A 22,863-nucleotide genomic window follows, 5' to 3' on the forward strand; every position below is an offset into this window, starting at 1 on the left:
CGTCGTCGATATGACGCCTCGACGCCCCGTTTTCCGCTTCTGGTCCGCTGTGGCGGCCTTCGCCGCCGGGATCCACGCCGCCAACGGGCTGGCCCATGGCGTCACACCCGCCGAGGGATCGGCGGCGCGCACGAGAAACCCCCGGGCTCGCCGTTTCGAGGACAGCGGGCCCGGGGGCTTCTGGTCTTAACGCGCACCCAGAGGCGCGCCGATATCAGCCCTCCAGCGAGGCGGGCGGGTTGAAGCGGTCACCGTAGCGGGCGGCCAGTTCCTTGGCGCGGGCCACGAAAGCGGCCTTGCCGACACCGTGCGGTCCTTCGTAGCCGACGATGAACTGCGCCGACCCACCGGTGTACGGCGGGTAGCCAATACCCATGATCGAGCCGATGTTGGCATCGGCGGTCGAGGTCAGCACACCCTCGTCGAGGCACTTCTGGGTCTCCAGAGCCTCGGCGAACAGCATGCGGTCGATCGCATCCTGCAGCTCGATGGTGGCGCTACCGGAGTTGAAGGTCTCCTTGAGCCCCGACCACAGACCGACCCGCTTGCCATCGGCATACTCGTAGAACCCGGCACCCTTCAGACGCGACGGGCGACCGATCTCGATCATCTTCTCCACGACGGCCTCGGCCGGGTGCGGCACGTAGGTCTCACCTGTCGCCTCGGCCGCCTTGCGGGTCTCGCCGGCGATCTTGTGCATCAGCTCCAGGTTCAACTCATCGGAGAGCTGCAGCGGCGCGGCCGGGTAACCGGCCTGGGCTCCGGCCTGCTCGATGGTGGCAGCCTCGATACCCTCGCCGAGCATCGCCAGCGCCTCGTTGACGAAGGTGCCGATGACACGGCTGGTGAAGAAGCCACGGCTGTCGTTGACCACGATCGGCGTCTTCTTGATGGCCAGGGTGTAGTCGAACACCCGGGCCAGCGCCTCGTCGGAGGTCTTCTCGCCCTTGATGATCTCGACCAGCGGCATCTTGTCCACGGGGCTGAAGAAGTGGATCCCGATGAAGTCCTCCTGGCGCTTCACACCGGTGGCCAGACCGGTGATCGGCAGGGTGGAGGTGTTCGAGCCCAGCAGCGCGTTGGGCTCGACGATGTCCTCGATCTCCTGGAACACCTTGTGCTTGAGTTCCTGGTTCTCGAAGACGGCCTCGACCACGAAGTCCACACCCGCCAGATCGGCCGGGTCGGCGGTCGGGGTGATCTTGGCCAACAGTGCGTCGGAGCGCTCCTGCGTGGTCTTGCCACGCTTGAGTGCCTTGGCTTCCAGCCCCTCGGAGTAGGCCTTACCCTTCTGCGCCGCCTCGATGGTGACGTCCTTGAGCACCACGTCGTACCCGGCCTTGGCCGACACGTAGGCGATACCGGCGCCCATCATGCCCGCGCCCAGCACACCGATCTTCTTGATCGGCACCGGCGCGATGCCCTCGGGACGCGAAGCGCCGCCGTTGATGGCCTGCAGGTCCAGGAAGAACGCCTGGATCATGTTCTTGGCGACCTGGCCGGTGACCAGCTGGGTGAAGTAGCGGCTCTCGATGCGGGTGGCACCCTCGAAGTCCACCTGGGCGCCCTCGACGGCCGCACTCAGGATCGCCCGCGGGGCCGGCATGGGCGCGCCCTTGAGCTGCTTCTTGAGCAGCGCCGGGAACGACGGCAGGATCGCGGCGAGGCCAGGGCTGCTCGGGGTGCCCCCGGGCATCTTGTAGCCCTTGACATCCCACGGCTGCACGCCGCCCTCGGGGTTGTCCTTGATCCACTTCTTGGCCGCCGGGATCAGCTCGTCCACGCTGCCGACCAGCTCGTCGACCAGACCGATCTCCTTGGCCTTGGTCGGGTTGAACCGGGTGCCCTGGCTCAGCACCTCCATGAAGGCCTTCTGGATGCCGAACATCCGCACGGTGCGGGCAACGCCGCCACCGCCGGGCAGCAGGCCCAGGGTCACCTCGGGCAGACCGATGACGACACCCTTGACGTCGGCGGCGATGCGGTGATGGGTGGCCAGCGCGATCTCAAGACCGCCACCGAGCGCGGCGCCGTTGATGGCGGTCACGACGGGCTTGCCCAGGGTCTCCAGCTTGCGCAGGTCGGACTTGATGAACTCGACCTCGTCGAATGCCTGCTGGGCATCGTCTGGGCCGATGTTGATCATGCCCTTGAGGTCACCGCCGGCGAAGAAGGTCTTCTTCGCGCTGGCGATCACCACACCGGTGATCGAATCCTTCTCGGCGACAAGGCGTTCCACCGCGTCGTGCATGGATTGCTTGTAGTGCTCGTTCATCACGTTGGCCGAACCGGTCGGGTCGTCCAGCGTCAGGGTGACGATGCCGTCGGCATCCTGTTCCCACTTGATGGTGTTCTCAGCCATGGTTGTTCAGTCTCCCTAGACGCGCTCGATGATGGTGGCCACGCCCATGCCGCCGCCGACGCACAGCGTGATCAGTGCACGCTTGGCACCGCGACGCTCGAGCTCGTCGACCATGGTTCCGGTGATCATGGCGCCGGTGGCACCAAGGGGGTGGCCCATCGCGATGGCGCCGCCGTTGACGTTGAGCTTCTCGTCCGGGATGTTCAGATCCTTCTGGAACTTCATCACCACCGAGGCGAACGCCTCGTTGAGCTCGAACAGGTCGATATCGTCGACGGTCAGTCCGGCGCGGTCGAGCACCTTCTTGGTCGCCGGGGTGGGGCCGGTGAGCATGATCACCGGGTCGGCGCCGCTGGTGGCGGTGGCCACCACGCGCGCCCGCGGGGTCAGCCCCTGGGCCTTGCCGGCCGCCTCGGAACCGATGAGCACCAGCGCGGCGCCGTCGACGATGCCCGAGCTGTTACCGCCGGTGTGGACGTGGTTGATCTTCTCCACGTAGTGGTACTTCTGCAGCGCCACATCGTCGAAGCCGCCCATTGCACCCAGGTCCGCGAAGGCGGGCTTGAGCTTGCCCAGGCTCTCCACGGTGGTGCCGGGACGCATGTGCTCGTCGTGATCGAGCACGACGAGGCCATTCTGATCCTTCACCGGCACCACGGACTTCGCGAAGTAGCCGCCCGACCATGCCGCCGCGGCCCGGTCCTGCGAGCGCGCGGCGTACGCGTCGACATCCTCGCGCGAGAAGCCCTCGATGGTGGCGATCAGATCGGCGCCGATGCCCTGCGGGACGAAACCGACGCGGTAGTTGGTCTCGGGGTCGCCGGCCCAGGCGCCACCGTCGGAGCCCATCGGTACGCGGCTCATCGACTCGACACCGCCGACGAGGACCAGGTCGTCCCAGCCCGAGGACACCTTCTGGGCGCCGAGGTTGACGGCCTCCAGGCCCGAGGCGCAGAACCGGTTGAGCTGGAAGCCACCGGTGGTCTCGGGCAGACCCGACACCAGCACCGCGGTACGGGCGATATCGCCGCCCTGATCGCCGACCGGGGACACGACACCCAGGATGACGTCGCTGATCAGGTTCTCGTCGAGGTCGGGGTAGCGCGCCCGGATCTCGTCGATCAGGCCGACGACGAGGTTGACCGGCTTGATCTCGTTGAGGGCGCCACCGCGCTGCTTACCGCGCGGGGTGCGGATGGCCTCATAGATGAAGGCACCTTCGGACATATGTTGTTCCCTTTCGGGTGGGTGACAGGGCACTGATCGCGCACCCTAACAAAATCGTAAACCAACCTGTTGGTTGGTCCAATTTCCACCCATCCGCCAGTGGCCACTTGTCGCACGCCATCGGGGGAAAAGCGTGCGACAAGTGGCCACTGGGCCTGCCGGGATCAGGCCGACTGCGGTTCGGCCTCCGCGAGCGTCGGATAGTCGACGTACCCGGCGGGGCCGGAGGCGTAGAAGGTCGCCACGTCGGGCTCGTTGAGCTCGGCGCCGAGCAGCAGCCGGTCGATCAGGTCCGGGTTGGCCAGCCAGCTGCGACCCACCGCGACCGCGCTCGCCGCACCCCAGTCCACCAGGGACTCCAGCTGGCAGAAATCGGTTCCGGTGTCGCGGCCGGTGTTGAGCACCAGGGTGTCCGGCCACAGCGCCCGCAGCGCCCCGAACGTCTGGGTGCTGGGATCGATCAGGACGTGCAGATAGGCCATGCCCAGCGGACGGATGCGGTTCAGCAACGCCTCGTAGGCGCCGATCAGGTCGTTCTCGCGCATATCGCCCGCCCCGTTTCCCGGGGATATCCGCAACCCGACGCGGTCCGCACCGATCTCGTCGGCGACCGCCTCCACGACCTCGGCGGTCAGCCGGGCGCGATTCTCCGCAGATCCGCCGTAGGCGTCGGTGCGCAGGTTCACCACATCGGAAAGGAACTCGTGCAACAGGTAGCCGTTGGCCGAGTGGATCTCCACCCCGTCCATACCGGCGTCGACGGCGCGGCGGGCGGCGCCGCGGAACTGGCCGATGATGGTGCCGATCTCACGCTCGGTGAGCTCACGCGGCACCGGCAACGGCTGCTTGCCCGACGGGGTGTGGGTGAGCATGTCCGCGGCGACCGCCGAGGGACCCACCGTCTCGAATCCGCTGATGTCCGGATGGGCCATCCGCCCCACATGCCAGAGCTGCACGAACATCTTTCCGCCCCTGGCGTGCACGGCACCGGCGATATCGGACCAGGCCTGCTGGTGCCGGTCGGTGTAGATGCCGGGGGTGTTCATGTAGGCGCCGTTGGCCTGCTCGCAGATCGCGGTGGCCTCACTGATGATCAGCCCGGCCCCCGCCCGCTGGGAGTAATACAGCGCCGCGAGATCCGACGGCGTGGCATCGGACTGGGCGCGCGAGCGCGTCAGGGGTGCCATGAACACCCGGTTGGCCGCCTCAATGGCTCCGACCCGCACCGGCGTGAGCAGGGTGGCATCGGGAGCGAGACGGAAGGTCTGGTCGGTCATGCCCGTCTAAGCGCTGTCGGCGGCCCAAACATTCCCCGCCAGCAGCCGCCCCGACAGCAGACCCCAGGTCACCGCGTGCGAGACACACGCCGCCCGGTTACTCGCGCCGAGCTTGACCATCGCACTCTCCAGGTGGTGGCCCGCGGTCCGGACGCTGATGAACAGGCGAGCGGCAATCTGATTGTTCGTCAGACCCTGCGCCGCCAGGGTCAGAGCATCGAGCTCACGGGCGGTGATACCGAACGGCAGCGGGTCGCGGGTCACCAACAGCACACCGGAAAGACTGTCCCGCTCGAAGCGGCGGGCGGTGTCGATGATCCTGCTGTGCAACCAGGTGGCGCCGTCGAACCACCGGGTGGCCTCGGGTCGCAATCCCAAACCCGTTGTGCGGGAGGCCATCACCATTTCGGCCACCAGCATGCGATCCAGCGGGGCGGCGAAGGTGTCACCGTGGATAAGCAGATGCGCCTGTCCGTCACCGTCGATCGCCCAGGCCTGCGCCTCGGGCGCCATCAGCTCGGCGACCATGCGCGGTCGCGCGGAGAAGTCGAGCTGCGCGGCCATCTGTGCGCGCAGCGAATTGATCTCGGCCACATCGTCATCGGTGGGATGGCGGGCGTCGTCACAGTTGACGTGGATGGTTCCGGCATAGCTGCCGTCCGCGGTCACCAGGCGCGCGGAAAGCCCCTCGTCGAAACCCGCCGGGGCGAAAACGCCCTGCACGGAGTAGGTATCGCGATATTCGGGGAAGTCGCGCCAACGCAACGCGCCGAGGCCGCGTACCCGCATCGAGTCGAACAGCGGGTCGTGGTCGATGAACCAGGTGTTCAGGTGCTCCATCACATGATCGGGGTAACCGTGGTTGGCGACGGCCACATGGCGGCGACGGATCGGATCCCAGAGGCTGATCGCGGATGCCGACGAGGCCGCCCGCGCGCTCAGCGCCTCGAGCATCTCGTGGGCGCGCGTTTCGATACTCGCGCTGCTACCCAGCACCTCCGCGTATGCGCCTGCCATCAGTTCCTTCTTGTCACGTCCCCGAAAGCATGATGGGCAGGCCATGTTTCGCCGATGTTTCGCCTGCGCGGCGGACAGGCAACACCCACCACAGAAATGGGAGATTCCTCCCATAGCCCCGCAAATCCGGTCGTTCCTACGCTGATCGCCAACGATCCATGACCAGCGAAGGCGACTCACATGAACAGAATCAGCGCGGGAGTGGCACTGCTCGCCACCACGACCATGCTCGCGGTCGGTTGCGGCAGTCGGGCCGGCGACGACGCCGGCGCGGCGGCGCAGGGCTGCGCGGACACATCGGGCTCCGAGGTCACCATCGGTTCGATCAACTCACTGTCCGGCGGTCTGGCCGTCAGCGAGTCGGTCATCCATGACGCGATCGCGATGGCCGTCGACGAGATCAACGCCGGCGGCGGGGTGCTGGGCAAGCAACTCGACCTCTTGTCCGAGGACGGCGCCTCGGATCCCACCGTGTTCGCCGAGAAGGCCAACAAGCTGGTCAACAGTGACTGTGTCGCAGCGGTGTTCGGTGGATACACCTCGGCAAGCCGTAAGGCGATGCTGCCGGTGTTCGAGGATTCCAACGCGCTGCTCTACTACGGCCAGCAGTACGAGGGTCTGGAATCGTCGAAGAACATCTTCTACTCGGGCGCCACCACCAACCAGCAGATCATCCCGGCCCTGGACTACCTCAAGCAGCAGGGCGTCACCTCGCTCTACCTGGTGGGCAGTGATTATGTCTTCCCGCGCACCTCCAATGCCATCGTCAAGGCCTACGCCGCGGCCAACGGTATCGAAATCAAGGGCGAAGACTATGTGCCACTGGACAGTACGAACTTCGCGACGATCGTCAACAAGATCCGCAGCGCGGATGCCGACGCCATCTTCAACGTCGTGGTGGGCGGTTCGCTGACGGCATTCTTCCGGGAATACAACAGCGCCGGGCTGACCGCCCAGACCATGCCGGTGATGTCGATGTGCGTCGGCGAGGAGGAGGTCAAGAGCATCGGCGCCGACACCCTGGTCGGACAGCTGTCGTCGTGGAACTACTACGAGACCCTCGACACTCCGGCCAACAAGAAGTTTGTCGCCGACTTCAAGGCCAAGTACGGCCCCGGCCGGGTCACCTCGGATCCCATGGAATCGGCCTACACCGCGGTGTATCTGTGGAAGGCCACCGTGGAGAAGGCCGACTCGTTCGCGGTGGCAGACATCCAGTCCGTGGCCGGCGGCGTCACCGTCGACGCCCCGGAAGGGGCGGTCACCATCGACGGCGAGAACCACCACGTCACCAAGACCGCACGCGTCGGCAAGGTCGTCCCCAGCGGTCTGATCGACCAGGTCTGGCAGTCACCGGAACCCATCACCCCCGACCCGTTCCTCAAGAACTATCCGTGGGCCGAGGGAATCACGGGCTGACACATGCATCTGACACCCAAGGATGAAGACCGACTGTTGGTGTTCCTCGCCGCCGAACTGGCCCGCAAGCACCGGGCGGCGGGCCTGGCGTTGACCTACGCCGAAGCCCGGGCACTGATCGCCGACGAGGTCATCGAGGCCGCCCGATCCGGCGCCGGGGTGGCCGAGGCCGCCGCCATCGGCGCCGATCTGCTCACCGATGACGATGTCATGCCCGGTGTGCGCACCCTGTTGGGTTCGGTTCAGGTCGAGGCATTCTTCGACGACGGACAGAAGCTCGTCACCGTGCACGATGCGATCGGACCCGGCACCCGCACCGCCGACGAGATCACCTTCACGCCGGGTGAGATCCTGGCCGCCGACGGCGAGCTCGAGTTGAACGCCGGCCGAGCGACCGTCTCGGTGAGCGTGCAGAACACCGGGGACCGTCCCATCCAGGTCGGTTCGCACTTTCACTTCTTCGAATGCAACCGGGCGCTGCGGTTCGACCGGCGATCGGCATTCGGCATGCGGTTGGACATACCGTCCGGGCTGGCGGTGCGCTTCGAACCCGGTGAGACGCAGGAGGTATCGCTGACCAGCTACGGGGGTGACCGCGTGGTGATCGGTCAGAACGATGTCACCAACGGACCCACCGACATCCCGGCCGATGCGACGCTGATGAGCGATGTGCGCGCCCGCGGATTCCTCGACACCGTTCCGGAATCGAAAGAGCCGAGATGACATACCGCATCAGCCGTGCCCGCTACGCCGAACTGTACGGACCGACCACCGGGGACCGGGTGCGCCTCGCCGACACCGAGCTGCTGGCCCGCGTCGAGGCCGATGCATGCGTCTACGGTGACGAGGCCGTCTTCGGTGGCGGCAAGACCATGCGCGAGGGCATGGCGGTGCACGGTGACATGACCAATGCCGAAGGGGCGCTGGACTTCGTCATCACCAACGCCCTCATCATCGACGCCGTGTCGGGGATCCGCAAAGCCGATATCGGCATCCGGGACGGACGCATCGTCGGGATCGGCAAGGCGGGTAACCCGCGGACCATGGACGGTGTGGACCCCGATCTGATCATCGGCGCGGGCACCGATATCCGTTCGGGTGAGGGCATGATCGCCACCGCGGGCGCCATCGACGTTCACGTGCACTTCGACAGCGCCGGCCTCGTCGAGGAGGCCATCTCCAGCGGCATCACCACCATGATCGGTGGCGGCCTCGGCCCGGTGACCGTCGGCATCACCTCGTCGGGGCCGACGAACCTGGCACGCATGCTGCGGGCCGCCGAGGCCTTCCCGATGAACTTCGGCTTCATCGGCAACGGCAGCGCCTCGAGCACCGCACCGCTGATCGAGCAGGGACTGGCCGGCGCCATCGGATTCAAGATCCACGAGGACTGGGGCGCCACCCCGGCGGCCATCCGGGCCTCACTGGACGCCGGCGACGAACTGGACCTGCAGGTGCAGATCCACACCGACACCCTCAACGAGTCCGGCTTCTACGAGGACACCATGGCCGCGATCGGTGGCCGGGTGATCCATACCTATCATGCCGAGGGGGCCGGCGGCGGTCACGCGCCGGACATCATGCAGGTCGTCGGCCAACCGTACTGCCTGCCGTCCTCGACCAATCCGACGAACCCGTACACGCTCAACACCTTCGACGAGCACCTCGACATGGTGATGGTGTGCCACCATCTCAACCCCCGTATCCCCGAAGATGTGGCCTTCGCCGAATCGCGCATCCGGCGCGAGACGATCGCCGCCGAGGATGTGTTGCACGACATGGGCGCCATCTCGGCCATGGGTTCGGACTCCCAGGGGATGGGGCGCATCGGGGAGACCATCGCCCGCACATGGCAATTGGCCTCACACATGCGAGCTACCCGCGGCCCCCTGCCCGCCGACGAGGGCACCGGCGCCGACAATGCCCGGATCCTACGTTACATCGCCAAGCTGACCATCAACCCGGCCCGCCTCTTCGGGATCGATCACGAGGTCGGCTCGCTGGAACCGGGCAAGCTCGCCGATATCGTGCTGTGGGAACCGAAGTTCTTCGGGATCCGGCCCGAGGTCGTGTTCAAGGGCGGTTTCCCGGCATGGTCGGTGATGGGCGAGGCCAATGCCTCGCTGATGACGTGCGAGCCGTTGAAGTACCGCCCACAGTGGGCGGCCTACGGGCAGGCACCGGCCGATGTGTCGGTGAATTTCGTGGCAGCCGCGGCGATCGACGCCGGACTGGGTGCGCGGCTCGGATTGCAGACCCGGCTGGTGGCCTGTCGGGGCTCCCGCGGACTCACCAAAGCCGATCTGCTGCATAACGATTACCTGCCCGATATCCGGATCGAACCCGACACCTACCGGGTGATCGTGGACGGCCAGTTGTGCCAGAGCGTGCCGATGACGACGGTGCCGCTCGGCCGTCGGTACACGTTGAAGTAGAGGAGAACGCGATGGGCGAGGTACTTCGCATCGGTATCGGCGGTCCGGTCGGATCGGGTAAGACCCGGCTGGTGGAGACGCTGGTGCCCGAACTGATCGGCAGGGGTCTCGGCGTTGCGGTGATCACCAACGACCTGGTGACCGACGAGGATGCCCAACGGGTGCGCCGCAGCGGGGTCATCGACCCGAACCGGGTGCTGGCCGTCGAGACCGGCGCCTGCCCGCACACCGCCATCCGTGAGGACCCGTCGGCGAATCTGGCCGCCGCCCGCCGGCTGGCGGCCGAATTCGACGACCTGGACCTGATTCTCATCGAGTCCGGTGGCGACAACCTGGCCGCCACCTTCACCTCCGACCTGGTGGACTACTGGATCTTCGTCATCGACACCGCCGGTGGGGACGATATCCCGCGCAAGAAGGGCATCGGGCTGCTGCAGGCGGATCTGCTGGTGGTCAACAAGATCGACCTGGCCGATCTGGTGGGTGCCGATCTGGACGGGATGCGCCGCGACTGCGCGGTGGCTCGCCCCACCAAGCCGACCGTGTTCACCGATCTGCGCTCCGGTTCCGGCGTGGACGCCCTGACCGAGGAGTTGCTGCGCGGTGTGATGCTCACGGCGCGAGCATGATCGCCCCCGGTGTGCTGAGCCTGCACACCCGCTCCGATGCCAGCGGCGCGACGCGGATCACCGGGCTGCGGCAGCGATACCCGCAGCGGGTGACCACCGCACTGCACAGCGATCCGGCCTATCCCCACGCAGCCAACCTCTGTGTGCAGAGTCCCAGCGGCGGAACGTTCTCCGATGACGATCTGCACACCACCGTACGGTGCGCGTCCGGCACACATCTGCACCTGACCTCCCAGGCCGCCACCCAGGTGTTCGCCGGCGGCGGACCCGGCGCCCGGCACCGGCTGTCATTCGGTGTGGAGTCCGGGGCGATACTGGAATACCTGCCCAAAACGATCATCCCGCAGGCTGATTCGACTCTTGTCCAGCAGTTGGAGGTCGACGTCGCACCCGGCGGGGTGTACATCGGCTGGGATGCGATCGCCGCCGGACGGATCGCGCACGGCGAGCGATTCCGGTACGCCGCCGTCGATACCGCTTTCACCGTGCGTGTACAGGGCCGTGTGGTGGCACGGGACCGACAACTGGTCACCGCGGACGCCGCCATCGGGGCCGACTATCTGGCCACCCTGCTGATCATCGCGCCGGGTCGGTGCGTCAAAGGCGCGCTGTCCGCGGTGCGCGCGGCGCTGGCCCGTCACCAGGACGCTGAGGGCGGAGCCGGCGAACTTCCGTCTGCTGCCGGCATTTTCGCACGGATCCGCGCGGACAGCGCACCGGCGCTGCTCGCCGTGCAACAAGCACTGCACACCGCGGCTCGCACCATGTTGACCACCGCACCGATCGTCAGGAGCACCCCGTGATAGTCGATACCGTACTCGGACACGTCGATGATCCGGCATTCGCCGGCCGTCGGCACCACCATGTCGACATCGGCTGGGGTGACGCGGGCAAGCACCGGCAGCTGGTCACCACCGACACCGGTATCGAGGTGCGGATCATGTTGCCGCGCGGCACTTTCCTGCACCAGGATGCCGTGATCGCCGATGACGGCCACGCCATCGTGGTGGTCCGCCGACCGGCCGAACCCGCCATCCGGGTCCGGTTCGATGACAACACCGCGCGTGTCATGCTGATGTTCGGGCACCTGCTCGGCAACCAGCACGCCCCCATCGACGTCGATGATGACGGCGTGACCGTTCCGCTGTTCACCAGCGCCGATGCCGCCAGGGACATGCTCGCCACGATGGGTGTCATCGGTGAGGTGACCGATCTGGCGCTGGCCGGCCACGGCTGGGCGCGGACATCCGCGGATGACCATGCCGGCCACCACCACTGACCTCACCACCGCACTGGCGCTGTGGCTGCAGCTACACGACAGTGCGTTTCCCGCCGGACGGATGGTGCACAGCCACGGTCTGGAGGAGTGGTTGCATCGTCGCCCGGACGCCGGTGCCGACGCCGTCGAATCGGTGGTGTGCGGATACCTGCGGCACGGTGTCGCGACGCTCGACGCCACCATCACCGCGCATGCCTGGCTCGCCGATGATCTCGACACCCTCACCGACCTGGACGATCTTGCCGCGACGTACAAGCTGTTCGGCAATAGCCGCACCGCCTCGGTGTCCGCGGGCGGGCAACTGGCGGCCACCGCTGTCGACATCGGGATCGGGGAACGGCATCCCTACCTGCTGGCGGTGTCGACCGGTTCGGTGCCCGGTCATGCCGCCGTGGTCGACGGGGTGGTGCAGGCGCTGTTGGGCATCCCCCGGCAGGTCGCCGTCATCGGCGTGCTGCGATCGATGATGGCCTCGTTGCTCAGCGCGGCGGTACGGCTCGGCAGGTTGGGCCCGCTACAGAGCCAGCGCATCCAACTACGCAACGCCGAAGCGATGGCGGTGCTGGCGCACGCGGCCTGCGAACGGCCGCTGAGTGAGTTGAGCAGCGTGTCACCGGCATTGGAGATCAGCGGGATGTGCCACGAGGTGCGGACATCCCGGTTGTTCGCGACCTGATCGACCGGTCATTCGATGACTGCGGTGAACTCCGCTTCGACGAGGAGATCCGGAGTCCACAGTGCGCTCACGCCGATCGCCGTCGCCGGCGGCGTGGAGATGTCGAGCTCGGTGCCCGCCTGGGCTAGTCCGGCAAGGAAGGCCTCGGCCTTGGACGGCCGCCAGTCGACCAGGTACCAGGTCACCCGGACCACATCGGCGAGCGACGCCCCGGCGGCGGCCAGCGACTTGTGCGCGTTGCGGTAGACCTGAACGACCTGGCCGGTGAGGTCGCCGGGCGCGACCACATTGCCGTTCTCGTCCCAGGACACCTGGCCGGCGACGTGGATCTGCCGGGATCCGGAGGCCACGGCCACATGGTGGTACGCCGGGACCTGGACGTGGTTGTCGGGGTTTATCAACGAGATGGGCATTCCCGGTTCAACCGGGCAGACGTTCGGATATTCCGCTCGAACAGGTCCGCGGTGTGCAGCAGCACCGCGTCATCACCCTCGGGCGCCGGTCGCCGGGCTCTTGAGAGCCCGGATGGCCAACCACGCGGCCGTCCGGTCGTCGGGGCTGGCCATCGACAGCCCGGTCAGCTCCTCGATACGGCGGATCCGCGCCGCCAGCGTCTGGCGGTGCACCTGAAGCCGGCTCGCCGAGGAGCCCCAGGCTCCGTGCTCGGCCAGGTAGATCTCCAGGGTGCGGGTCAGCTCGCCGTGCCGGCCACCGTCGTCGCGCAGCGGGTCCAGTATCGCCGCGACGCGCGTCATCGCGCTGTCATCGAGGTGATCCAGCACGAAGGAGACTGTGGCCAGGGAGCGGTACCAGACAACCGGGCGCGCATCGACCACCGCGATCTCGAGCGCCTGCCGTGCCTCTGCGGCGGTGCGGGCCAACAACTCCGGCGTTGCAGCCGATCCCAGCCCCATCCGCAGCGGCATACCGGCCTCGGTCAGTCGTTCTGCCATCGCGGCGAGTTCCGGGGCCCGGTCCGCACCGATGAATCCCAGCACCCGACCCCGCTCGGCGGACACCATGTGGACGGCTCCCAGTTCATCGAGCCACCGGATGGACTGGCGTTCCGGGTCGATCGCGCTCGATCGGGATGCCACCGCGAAGGCCGTCAGTGACTGTTCGTGAACACCCCAGCGCCGCAACAGTGTTGCGGCCTCCACACCGCCACGCAACAGTGTCGACAACAGCACCTCACGCCCCAGCCGCTCGGTGGCCGGATGATTGGCGGTGTGCAGTAACAGATCCAACAGGGCGGCCACCTGGGACGCGAGATCCCTGCTGCGGCTGGTGGATCCGCGTGCCCCGATCACCAGGTAGGCGCTGACATCCGCACCCTGGCCCACCGGATGCACCTGCAGGCCCGGATGCCGGATCCGCACCCGGCGCCCGAACGCGGCCGAACCCGCGTCACGCACGTGCAGGCTGCCCGCGCCGGCAGTGGTGATCACCTCGCCGTGGGCATCGAGAAGCACTGCCCAGCCGTCGATCCGGTGTGCCAGCTCGGCCACCACCGCGACCACACCGCCGCGGCGCGCCACCTGCGTGAGCACCTTGGTGCCCGTGGTGACCCTGCGGTCCTCGGCGGCCTGGTCGGCGGCGATCAGTGCCGTCAGCCGCGCATGCACGACATCGGCGGACAGCTGCGGCACGACGACCGCGGTTCTCGCCCCATCGCCGAGGGCATCGCGGAGTCCGCCCTCCATGGATCCGCCGGCGATGATCGCCACGCATCCGGCCAGCGTTGCCTTCCCCGGGGCGGAGCCCAGCGCCGCCGTCCAGTCCCCGGGGGAGGCAACCACGAGCGTCGCGTATCCCGGTGAACTGGGCAGCACCAGATCGGCCAGCGCCACGCTGCCCTCGACCGGCGTCGCCCCGTCGACGGCACCGGCGACCAGCTCGGCGCCGAAATGCTCGGCGATCGCCCGCACGTCGTAGGCCACCTCGGGAGTGTACAAAATGATGGTTTGATCTCAGCTGATCACACTTTTTGCGGCTGTCCTCGTACTGATGCGCTCCCTACGATTCGGAGCATTCCCGCAATCAGAGGAGCCCGAGTGAAAGCGATCGTCTTCAGTGATCCCGCCACGCCCATCGAGTACGTGGACGTCGACCTGGCCGGCCCCAAGCCCGGCGAGGTGCGGGTGAAGATCGCCGCCGCCGGGGTCTGCCATTCGGATCTACACGTCAAGCGCGGCGAATGGGATGCGAAGGCCCCGCTGGTCATGGGCCATGAGGGCTCCGGCGTGGTCACCGAACTCGGCGAGGGTGTGACCACGCTGGCAGTCGGCGACCATGTGGTGCTCTCCTGGGTACCGCCGTGCGGCGAGTGCCGCTACTGCCGCTCCGGCCACGAGGCGCGCTGCCAGAAGGTCGCCACGGTCGTCGCACCCCTGGGCACCCTGTTCGACGGCACATCGCGGCTGTCGCTGGGCGGCGAGACGGTGCACCACTATCTCGGGGTCTCCTCGTTCGCCGAGGAGGTCATCGTCCCGGCCTCGGGTGCGGTGAAGGTGCGCGAGGATGCGCCGCTGGACGTCATCGCCGTTGTCGGCTGCGCGGTGGCGACCGGCGTCGGCGCCGTGCTCAACACCGCCGCGGTCGAGCCGGGCGCCTCCGTCGCGGTGATCGGATGCGGCGGCGTGGGCCTCAACGTCATCCAAGGCGCGAAGCTGGCCGGCGCGAGCCGGATCATCGCCATCGACGTCCGCGACGACAAGACCAAGATGGCCGTGCAGTTCGGCGCCACCGACCGGATCAACGCATCCACCGGCGACGCCGAGGAACAGCTTCGCGAGCTGATCCCCGACGGCGTCGACTACGCCTTCGATGCGTTCGGCCACACCGGCACCACCGAGCAGGCCATCCGGATGCTCGGGCTGGGCGGGGCGGCCGTCGTGGTCGGTCTGCCGCCCACCGGCGCCAAGGCCTCCTTCGAACCGCTGGTGCTCGCCGAAGCCGACCAGCGCATCCTGGGCTCCAACTACGGATCGGTCCGCCCCTCGATCGACATCCCCGCACTCGTGGATCGCTATATGGACGGTCAGCTCAAACTCGATGCCCTGATCTGGGCCAGCAGGCCGCTGAACGAGGCGGCGGCCGCGTTCGAGGACCTGGAATCCGGCGAAGCGCTGCGCACCCTTCTCATTCCCTGACTTCACCGTCGTACAACGACTTTCGATACAAAGGAACCGAATGGCCACCACGAACCCACCCGTCGACGCCGGTCTGCGTCACGGGGCGATGTCCGGTCCGGAACTGGCCGCACAGGCCATCGCCAACATCGCGCCCAGCGCCGTCATCGCCTTCACCGCAGCGGCCATCTATCTGAGCGCGGGCACCGGAACAATCCTGTCGTTCGCGCTGGCGACGGTGGTCATCCTGTCGGTCGGGTACTGCGTGGTGGTGTTCGCCCGCCGCAATGCCTCGGCCGGCTCGCTGTACACCTATGTGTCCAAGGGCCTCGGCCCATTCGGGGCCTACCTGGCCGGTGTCGCGCTGCTGGTCGGCTGCTGGGGCATCGCCGCCGGATCCCTTGGCGGCGCGATCTCCTACACCAGTGACTTCCTCATCTCCCTGGGCATCCCGGCCGGCGGCACCATCGCCACGATCGCGCTAGCGGTCGTATTGGGCGGGCTGGCAACGCTTTTCACCATCCGAGGAATCCGACTCTCGGCCCGGGTCTCGTTGACCCTGGAACTGATCTCGGTCACCATCATCATGATCCTGCTGGTGCTGGCGCTGGTGTGGGCCGGACCGGCCGCCTGGGATCCGTCACAGTTCTCGTTCAGCGATGTCCCGGGGCAGGGTGTCGCCGCGGGCATGGTGCTCGGCATCCTCGGATTCGTCGGATTCTCGTCCGCCGACGCGCTGGGCCGTGAGGCGCGGAACCCCTACACGGCGATACCGCGGGCCATCATGTGGAGCGCACTGGTGGTGGGTGTGCTCTATGTGTTCGCCGCCTACACCCAGATCGCGGTGCTGCAGCAGGGACTGGCCGACAGTGCGAATCCGTTGCAGGACATCGCCATCCTGATCGGCATGCCGACCTGGTTCAATCCGATCCTGCTGTTCGGGGTGGGCGCCTCGTTCTTCGCCGTCGTGGTCGCCCCGCTGAACGTCGTCGGCCGCATCGTGTACGTGATGGGCAAGGAGGGCGTCGTCGCCGACCGCTTCGGCCGCACCCATGACGGTCACCTGACCCCACACCGGGTGCTGCTGATCGCCGGGCCCGCCGCGATAATCCTGGACATCATCCTGCTGGCCGCCGGTGTGCATCCGATGGACATCGTGGTGTGGGTCGACACCTACGCCACCTACGGCTACATGGTCGCGTACTCGCTGGTCGCCGCCGCCTGCGTGGTCTACACCCGGCGCACCGGGCTACCGAACCGGCTGGTCTGGATCACCGCGGTGATCGCGATCCTGGCCATGGCCTACACCTTCTTCGCCAATGTCTATCCGGTGCCGACGTTCCCGCTGAACATCCTGCCGTACCTGTTCCTGGCCACGATCGCCGTCGCGCTGGGCTGGTACTACCACCTGGTGCGCAACCGCCCCGAGGTGATCGCCCGGATCGGCCAGACCGAGACGGACACGCTGGAGGGCGTCGGCTGAGCACTACCCTGTGGTGATGACCGGACATTTCGCGGTACTGGGAGCCACCGGCGCGCAGGGTGGCGCGGTGGTCAGGGCGCTACTGGAAGCCGGGGCGACGGTGCGCGGCATCACCCGCCGCACCGATTCACGTGCGGCACTGCGACTGGCCGAGGCCGGTGTCGAGGTGGTGGCCGCCGACCTGTCCGATGAGGCGTCCGTCGCGCAGGCCTTCTCCGGCGTGACCGGGGCGTACGCGCTGACCACCCCGTTCGAGGAGGGACCGGAGGCCGAGATCGCGCAGGGGCGGACCATCCTGGCCGCCGCCCGGTCGGCGCGGGTGCCGCACCTGGTGTTCTCGTCGGTCGCCGATGCCGATCAGCACACCGGCATACCGCATTTCGACAGCAAGGCCGTCGTCGAGACCGAGCTGGCCGGATCCGGCCTGTCCTACACCATCGTCGGGCCGTCCTACTTCTACGACAACATGCTCGGCGGTCTCGACGACATCAAGGCCGGCGTGTTCGAACTTCCGCTGCCGGCCGACGCGCCGCTGCAGCAATTGTCCCGGCGCGATCTCGGGCGGTTCGTGGCCGCAGTGCTCACCGATCCCGATCCGCTGCGCGGCGCGCGCATCGACCTCGCCTCCGATGAGCCGTCCGGTCGGCAGATGGCGGCCGCCCTGTCCGAAACCCTGGGCCGTCCGGTCGAATTGGTGACCCGCGATCCGGCGGAGATCGCCTCGCCGGACATGCGGGCCATGTTCACCTTCCTGGCCGCGGGTGGGTACACCGTGGATATTGCCGCGCTGCACGCGCAGTATCCGCAGATCGGCTGGCAGAGCTTCACCGACTGGATCGACACCGACCTGCGGCCGCTACTGGGCTGACGGCACGGGGCGGCCGGGCGGGCAACTAGTCTTGGCCCATGACCGTCTCCCGCCTGCAGCCCTACGCGGTGACGATCTTCGCGGAGATGTCGGCGCTGGCCGCCAAGATCGGCGCCGTGAATCTCGGACAGGGCTTCCCCGACGAGGACGGCCCCGCCCAGATGCTGAAGGTGGCTCAGGACGCCATCGCCGGCGGCGTCAACCAGTACCCGCCGGGGTTGGGCATTCCGGAGCTGCGCAACGCGATCGCCGCTCAGCGCCGCCGACGGTACGGCATCGAGTACGACCCGGATACCGAGGTGCTGGTGACCGTCGGCGCCACCGAGGCGATCGCGGCGGCGCTACTGGGCCTGGTCGAGCCGGGGTCCGAGGTGCTGGTCATCGAGCCGTTCTACGACTCCTACTCCCCCGTCATCGCGATGGCGGGATGCCACCGTGTCACGGTCCCCCTGGTACCCGCCGGCCGCGGTTTCGCCCTCGATGTCGAGGCGCTGCGCGCCGAGGTCACCCCGCGCACCCGGGCGCTGCTTCTCAACTCGCCGCACAACCCGACCGGCATGGTGCTCAGCGACGCCGAGCTGTCGGCGGTTGCCGCGCTGGCGACCGAGCACGATCTGCTGGTGATCACCGACGAGGTCTACGAGACCCTGGTCTTCGGGGTGGAGCATCGCCCGCTGGCCGGCTACCCGGGTATGCGGGGGCGCACCGTCACGATTTCCAGCGCGGCCAAGATGTTCAACGCCACCGGTTGGAAGATCGGCTGGGCGTGCGCGGCGCCCGAGTTGATCGCCGGGGTACGGGCGGCCAAGCAGTACCTGACGTATGTGGGCGGGGCTCCGTTTCAGCCCGCCGTCGCGTACGCACTCGATCACGAGGACGAGTGGGTGGCCGGCTTGCGAGCGGATCTGCAGGCCAAGCGCGACCGCCTCGGCGAAGCATTGGCCGATCTGGGCTTCGCGGTGCACGACAGTGCCGGCACCTACTTCCTGTGCGTGGACCCGCGCCCCCTCGGTTACACCGACAGCACGGCGTTCTGCGCCGAACTGCCGCACCGGGCCGGGGTCGCGGCAATCCCGATGTCCGCGTTCACCCGCGCCGACCCGCACAACCCCGCACACGGCTGGAATCATCTGGTGCGCTTCGCCTTCTGCAAGCGCGATGACACCATGGACGAGGCGATTCGCCGGCTCCAGGTGTTGCGGGGGCGCTGAACGGGCTTATCCCCTCGCACCGACCACGTCACCCTCGGCCCTGACCGAGGTTCAGGACAGCGATGCGGCAACCAACTTATCGCGGGTACCCAGCAGGTAGTACACCGCGAACCCGACACCGCAGCCGATGAACCAGCTGTACTGGGCGGCGGTGTACATGCCCGTGACGCTGCCGCCGAGCAGCACCGGAATCACCGCAAGGCCCGCGCCCAGCACCGTGGCGATCACCGCGATCCGGTTGTATCCCTTTGTGTACCAGTACTTTCCGGATTCTGCCATGGTGAACAGATCATCGATCACGACCTTCTGCTTGCGCACCAGGTAGTAGTCGGCGATCAAAACACCGAACAGCGGGCCGATGAACGCGCCCAATGTCTCCAGCGTGTAGTGGATGACCTCGGGGTTGGCGTACAGATTCCACGGGGTGATCAACACCGAACCGACCGCGGCGATCATGCCGCCCGCGCGCCAGCTGATGCGTTGCGGGCTGACGTTGGAGAAGTCGAAGGCCGGTGAGATGAAGTTGGCGACGATGTTGATGCCGATGGTGGCGATGGTGAACGTCAACGCGCCCAACACGATGGCGAAGGTACTGTCGATGCGCGCCACCGTCTCCACCGGATCGGTGAGCAACTCACCGAAGACCGGCAGCGTCAGTGACGCCGTGACCACCACCAGCACCGAGAACACCAGGAAGTTCACCGGCAGGCCCAGGAAGTTGCCCCGCTTCACCGCCTCGAAGGACTTGCCGTAGCGGGAGAAGTCACCGAAGTTGAGCATCGGGCCCGAGAAGTAGGACACCACCAGGGCGATGGCACCCAACATGACCGGCACCGCCGACCAACCGGTGTGGGTGACCGCACCGAGGTTCAGGTCGATGGCTCCCCAACCGGCCTTGTAGATCAGGTAGCCGCACAGCATGAACATCACCACATAGACTGCCGGACCGCAGAAGTCGATGAATTTGCGGATCGACTCCATGCCGCGCCAGAACACGCAGGCCTGCAGCACCCAGAGCAGCAGGAAACTGCACCAACCCAGCAACGAGAGCCCGGCAAAGCCATAGTCCTCGACCACCGCGTAGGGCATCAATGCGGGAAAGAGCTTGAGCAGCACGACATCCAGCGCCGCCGATGCGAGGTAGGTCTGGATTCCGTACCAGGCCACCGCGATCAACCCGCGGATGATGGCCGGGATGTTGGCACCGAGCACACCGAACACGGTCCGGCAGATCACCGGATACGGGACGCCGGTGGCCTGGCTGGGCTTGGCCACCAGATTGCAGAAGAAGTAGACGATGGTGATGCCGACGAGCAGCGCCACCAACACCTGCCAACTGGCCAGGCCGAGCGCGAACAGACTGCCCGCGGTGACATAACCGCCGACACTGTGCACATCCGACATCCAGAACGCGAAGATGTTGTAGGAGGTCCAAGACTGCTTGCCCAGCGGTGCGAGGTCCTCATTGGTCAGCCGCGGGTCGTAACCGGGCTTGATCACGCCGCCGCCGACGGGGTGGCCGGCGGCTTCGACGATGTCACCGGCGCCGACGGCGGCTCCCGGTGGCGCGCTATTGGGTGGGACGACGGTTTCGGTCATGGTTGCCGACTATGCGACCGGTTTGTTTCCCCGCCGTTTCACCGGACTTATCTTCTCGGTTGCGGGCGAAATATATTCCTCAGGCCAACAGGCCGGTATCGCGCGGCAGCGTCGCGATGACGGCATTGAGCCGCCCGGCATGGTGTTCGGCGACCGCCAGCAGACCGGCCACGTCGCCGGCGAGGAACGCCTCCAGCATGGCGCGGTGATCGGCGTGCAACTCGGCCCGATCCGCAGGACTGACGTGAACCATCGATTGCACCGGCTCGGTGACATTCCATGCCGCCTCGAGCATGTGCAGCAGGCGGTGCGTGCGTGACGGCGCGGTCAACGCGGCATGAAACTGTCGGCTACCCCGGTGATATGCCGCGGCGTCACCATCACTGATGGCCTGTTCGAGGCGTTGATTGGCCAGCACCGCGGCGGCACGGTCGGCATCGGTGGCGTTGTACACCGCGGCGGTAAGCGACGCCGACTCCAACGTCTCTCGCACGATGTACATCTCCCTGAGCTCCTGCGCGGTGAGCAGGGCGATGGTGTATCCCCCGTTGCGTCGGTGCGTCACCAATCCCTCGGCCACCAGGGTCTTGAGCGCCTCGCGGATGGGAATGGGGCTGACCCCGAACAGGTCGGCCACCTCGGCCGGTGGGATCGGAGTGCCCGGTGGCACGCCACCGTCGAGGATGGCGCGGCGCAACTCGACGAGGATCTCGTGCTGCGATGTCCTGGTCCGGTCGGCGACCAGGCGGTCGAGCAGCGCCGAACGTCGCACCGGCATCATCGGTTCACGGTAAGCCGCGGATGTTGCCGCGGTGTTGCCCAGTTCCTACCTACAGCGAAGATGTGACGTCCCAGAGCCGCTCCAGCGTCGGCAATGAATGATCCAGCGGGCTCAGCGCCACGTCGGTGGCCCCCGCGTCCAGATAGCGACGCAGCTGTGCGCGCACCGTCGCGGCGTCACCGACAGCGGCCAGGTCGGCGATCGAGTCGAGCTGTTCGCGTTCGATCACCCGCTGATAGGAGGGAATGGTCGCGTAGAAGGCCAAGGTGTCGGCGGCGAGCGCGCGTCCGGCGTCGACGTCATCGGTGACCAATGCGGGCACCATCGCGATGACCTTCGGGGCGGGCCTGCCCGCGGCGGCGGCAGCCGCGGTGATCTGCGGGACGATGAACTCCCCGACCGTGCGGGGTCCGGCGAGATACGGCAGCGTGCCATCGGCCAGTTCACCGGTGACCCGCAATGCCTTGGGCCCCATCGCCGCCACGTAGACCGGGACCGGGGTCCCGCCGGCCACCGATACCGGCCACTCGGGGCCCGCGCTGAACTCCGCACCGTGGAAATCGACTGCGCCGTCGTCGAATACCGCGCGCAACACCTGCAGGTGCTCGCGCAGCCGCGCCACCGGATTCGGCCATGATCGACCGAAGGCATCCTCCTCGGGCTTGTGTGCGCCCAGCCCGATCCCGAGGCTGAAGTTGCCGTGTGCGGCGGCCTGCGCGGTCTGGGCCTGCGCGGCGACGATCAGCGGGTGCCGTGGATTCAGCGGGACGACGGAGGTGCCGACACCCAGTCCGGGCACGGCGGCGCCGATCAGGCCGGCCAACCCGATGGCGTCATGATCGAACTGCTGGGCCAGCCAGATCTGGCGGACCCCAGCGTCGTAGGCGCTGCGGGCCTGGGCGATGGCGTCGTCGACATGGTTGGCCGACTGTCGGTTGGGAACGAGAACGATTCCGGTGGGCATGTACCGGACAGCGACACGGTTGCCCGAGGAATTCCGTTCCGCTCGCGCTGATTTCTAGCCGTAGAACCGGCAGACCCGGGCGCGCAGTCGGTCGACGGCCGCGTCGAGGACGAGCTTCTTGGCGCGCCGGATCAGGAACTCCGGGATGGGCGCGGCCAGATCGATGATCAGATCGAAACGGACCCGGGTGCGGTCACCCTCGCGGATCAACTTGTACTCACCGTGCTGACCGCGCTGCTGGAAGGTGTCCTGGGCGTCCCAGACCATCCAGTCCTCACCCCAGTGATATTCGAGCATCTCCTTGTCGGTGATGCCCATGATCTTCACGGTCGCCTTGACGTGATGGGGCCTGCCATCCGGATGACGATCCACCACCTCGGTGGCCCTGTGCAGGGTTGACCAAGTCGGCACCTCGTCGATGTCGGCGAGCGCATCCAGGATCGCCTCCGGCGAGGCGTCGAAGAGAACTTCTCTCGACGCTCTGACAGCCATCAGGCAAATATAA

Annotated in this window: 21 protein-coding genes; 11 read left to right on the forward strand and 10 right to left on the reverse strand. The window is 67.2% G+C overall.

The features are described 5' to 3' along the window. Positions 1–214 precede the first annotated feature (214 nt). The 4 genes from FBY28_RS09280 to FBY28_RS09295 form a co-directional block, all read right to left on the reverse strand. Positions 215–2,362, reverse strand: a complete 2,148-nt coding sequence (locus FBY28_RS09280; protein ID WP_141866127.1) for a 3-hydroxyacyl-CoA dehydrogenase NAD-binding domain-containing protein — start codon at positions 2,360–2,362, stop codon at positions 215–217. Between the two features lie 15 nt (positions 2,363–2,377). Then, the gene (locus FBY28_RS09285) at positions 2,378–3,589 is read right to left on the reverse strand and encodes an acetyl-CoA C-acetyltransferase (protein WP_019511165.1); all 1,212 of its coding nucleotides are present in this window, start codon (positions 3,587–3,589) and stop codon (positions 2,378–2,380) included. 164 nt (positions 3,590–3,753) lie between these two features. Then, complete coding sequence (locus tag FBY28_RS09290; RefSeq protein WP_141866129.1) at positions 3,754–4,866, reverse strand: alkene reductase; 1,113 nt, start codon at positions 4,864–4,866, stop codon at positions 3,754–3,756. A 6-nt stretch (positions 4,867–4,872) separates the two neighbouring features. After that, on the reverse strand, positions 4,873–5,883 hold the full coding sequence (locus FBY28_RS09295) for a helix-turn-helix transcriptional regulator (protein ID WP_141866131.1): 1,011 nt from the start codon (positions 5,881–5,883) through the stop codon (positions 4,873–4,875). A gap of 180 nt (positions 5,884–6,063) precedes the next feature. Between FBY28_RS09295 and urtA the strand changes: the two genes are divergently transcribed. Genes urtA through FBY28_RS09330 form a run of 7 tightly spaced genes read left to right on the forward strand, consistent with a single transcriptional unit; the run spans position 6,064 to position 12,321 of the window. Continuing rightward, positions 6,064–7,302 carry an urea ABC transporter substrate-binding protein gene (gene urtA, locus FBY28_RS09300; protein ID WP_141866133.1) on the forward strand — a complete coding sequence of 413 codons (1,239 nt, stop codon included), beginning with the start codon at positions 6,064–6,066 and terminating at the stop codon, positions 7,300–7,302. Between the two features lie 3 nt (positions 7,303–7,305). Further along, the gene (locus FBY28_RS09305; protein WP_141866135.1) at positions 7,306–8,025 is read left to right on the forward strand and encodes an urease subunit beta; all 720 of its coding nucleotides are present in this window, start codon (positions 7,306–7,308) and stop codon (positions 8,023–8,025) included. Beyond that, the gene (gene ureC, locus FBY28_RS09310) at positions 8,022–9,737 is read left to right on the forward strand and encodes an urease subunit alpha (protein ID WP_141866137.1); all 1,716 of its coding nucleotides are present in this window, start codon (positions 8,022–8,024) and stop codon (positions 9,735–9,737) included. The genes FBY28_RS09305 and ureC overlap by 4 nt, the downstream gene beginning before the upstream one ends. A gap of 11 nt (positions 9,738–9,748) precedes the next feature. Beyond that, positions 9,749–10,366: an urease accessory protein UreG gene (gene ureG, locus FBY28_RS09315; RefSeq protein ID WP_141866139.1), complete on the forward strand. Its 618-nt coding sequence runs from the start codon at positions 9,749–9,751 to the stop codon at positions 10,364–10,366. After that, positions 10,363–11,169 carry an urease accessory protein UreD gene (locus tag FBY28_RS09320; RefSeq protein ID WP_141866140.1) on the forward strand — a complete coding sequence of 269 codons (807 nt, stop codon included), beginning with the start codon at positions 10,363–10,365 and terminating at the stop codon, positions 11,167–11,169. Before ureG ends, FBY28_RS09320 begins: the two co-directional genes overlap by 4 nt. After that, on the forward strand, positions 11,166–11,645 hold the full coding sequence (locus FBY28_RS09325) for an urease accessory protein UreE (RefSeq protein WP_141866143.1): 480 nt from the start codon (positions 11,166–11,168) through the stop codon (positions 11,643–11,645). Before FBY28_RS09320 ends, FBY28_RS09325 begins: the two co-directional genes overlap by 4 nt. Further along, complete coding sequence (locus FBY28_RS09330) at positions 11,620–12,321, forward strand: urease accessory protein UreF (RefSeq protein WP_216847596.1); 702 nt, start codon at positions 11,620–11,622, stop codon at positions 12,319–12,321. The genes FBY28_RS09325 and FBY28_RS09330 overlap by 26 nt, the downstream gene beginning before the upstream one ends. 8 nt (positions 12,322–12,329) lie before the next feature. On the opposite strand, the gene FBY28_RS09335 is transcribed toward FBY28_RS09330, so the two are convergent. After that, a complete protein-coding gene (locus FBY28_RS09335; RefSeq protein WP_141866145.1) occupies positions 12,330–12,734 on the reverse strand; it encodes a RidA family protein in 405 nt (134 codons plus the stop codon). A gap of 72 nt (positions 12,735–12,806) precedes the next feature. Next, positions 12,807–14,261, reverse strand: a complete 1,455-nt coding sequence (locus FBY28_RS09340; RefSeq protein ID WP_141866147.1) for a PucR family transcriptional regulator — start codon at positions 14,259–14,261, stop codon at positions 12,807–12,809. Between the two features lie 114 nt (positions 14,262–14,375). On the opposite strand from FBY28_RS09340, the gene FBY28_RS09345 reads away from it, so the two are divergent. The 4 genes from FBY28_RS09345 to FBY28_RS09360 are packed head-to-tail and all read left to right on the forward strand — an operon-like array spanning position 14,376 to position 19,014. Further along, the gene (locus tag FBY28_RS09345; RefSeq protein WP_141866149.1) at positions 14,376–15,473 is read left to right on the forward strand and encodes an alcohol dehydrogenase catalytic domain-containing protein; all 1,098 of its coding nucleotides are present in this window, start codon (positions 14,376–14,378) and stop codon (positions 15,471–15,473) included. 40 nt (positions 15,474–15,513) lie between these two features. Continuing rightward, positions 15,514–16,935, forward strand: a complete 1,422-nt coding sequence (locus FBY28_RS09350; RefSeq protein ID WP_141866151.1) for an APC family permease — start codon at positions 15,514–15,516, stop codon at positions 16,933–16,935. A gap of 16 nt (positions 16,936–16,951) precedes the next feature. Then, positions 16,952–17,803 carry an NmrA/HSCARG family protein gene (locus tag FBY28_RS09355; protein WP_141866153.1) on the forward strand — a complete coding sequence of 284 codons (852 nt, stop codon included), beginning with the start codon at positions 16,952–16,954 and terminating at the stop codon, positions 17,801–17,803. A gap of 38 nt (positions 17,804–17,841) precedes the next feature. Then, positions 17,842–19,014: a pyridoxal phosphate-dependent aminotransferase gene (locus tag FBY28_RS09360; RefSeq protein ID WP_141866155.1), complete on the forward strand. Its 1,173-nt coding sequence runs from the start codon at positions 17,842–17,844 to the stop codon at positions 19,012–19,014. A 51-nt stretch (positions 19,015–19,065) separates the two neighbouring features. Here the strand turns inward: FBY28_RS09360 and FBY28_RS09365 are convergent, their stop codons facing one another. The 4 genes from FBY28_RS09365 to FBY28_RS09380 form a co-directional block, all read right to left on the reverse strand. Next, a complete protein-coding gene (locus FBY28_RS09365; RefSeq protein ID WP_141866157.1) occupies positions 19,066–20,613 on the reverse strand; it encodes an NCS1 family nucleobase:cation symporter-1 in 1,548 nt (515 codons plus the stop codon). 79 nt (positions 20,614–20,692) lie between these two features. Beyond that, on the reverse strand, positions 20,693–21,394 hold the full coding sequence (locus tag FBY28_RS09370; protein WP_141866159.1) for a GntR family transcriptional regulator: 702 nt from the start codon (positions 21,392–21,394) through the stop codon (positions 20,693–20,695). Positions 21,395–21,443: 49 nt separating this feature from the next. Next, entirely contained in the window at positions 21,444–22,358 is a 915-nt protein-coding gene (locus tag FBY28_RS09375) for an LLM class F420-dependent oxidoreductase (protein WP_141866161.1), read from the reverse strand. 54 nt (positions 22,359–22,412) lie between these two features. Next, on the reverse strand, positions 22,413–22,850 hold the full coding sequence (locus FBY28_RS09380) for an SRPBCC family protein (RefSeq protein ID WP_019511147.1): 438 nt from the start codon (positions 22,848–22,850) through the stop codon (positions 22,413–22,415). Between the last annotated feature and the right edge of the window lie 13 nt (positions 22,851–22,863).

The sequence above is a fragment of the Arthrobacter sp. SLBN-53 genome, from assembly GCF_006715585.1.
GTDB lineage: Bacteria > Actinomycetota > Actinomycetes > Mycobacteriales > Mycobacteriaceae > Mycobacterium > Mycobacterium neoaurum_A.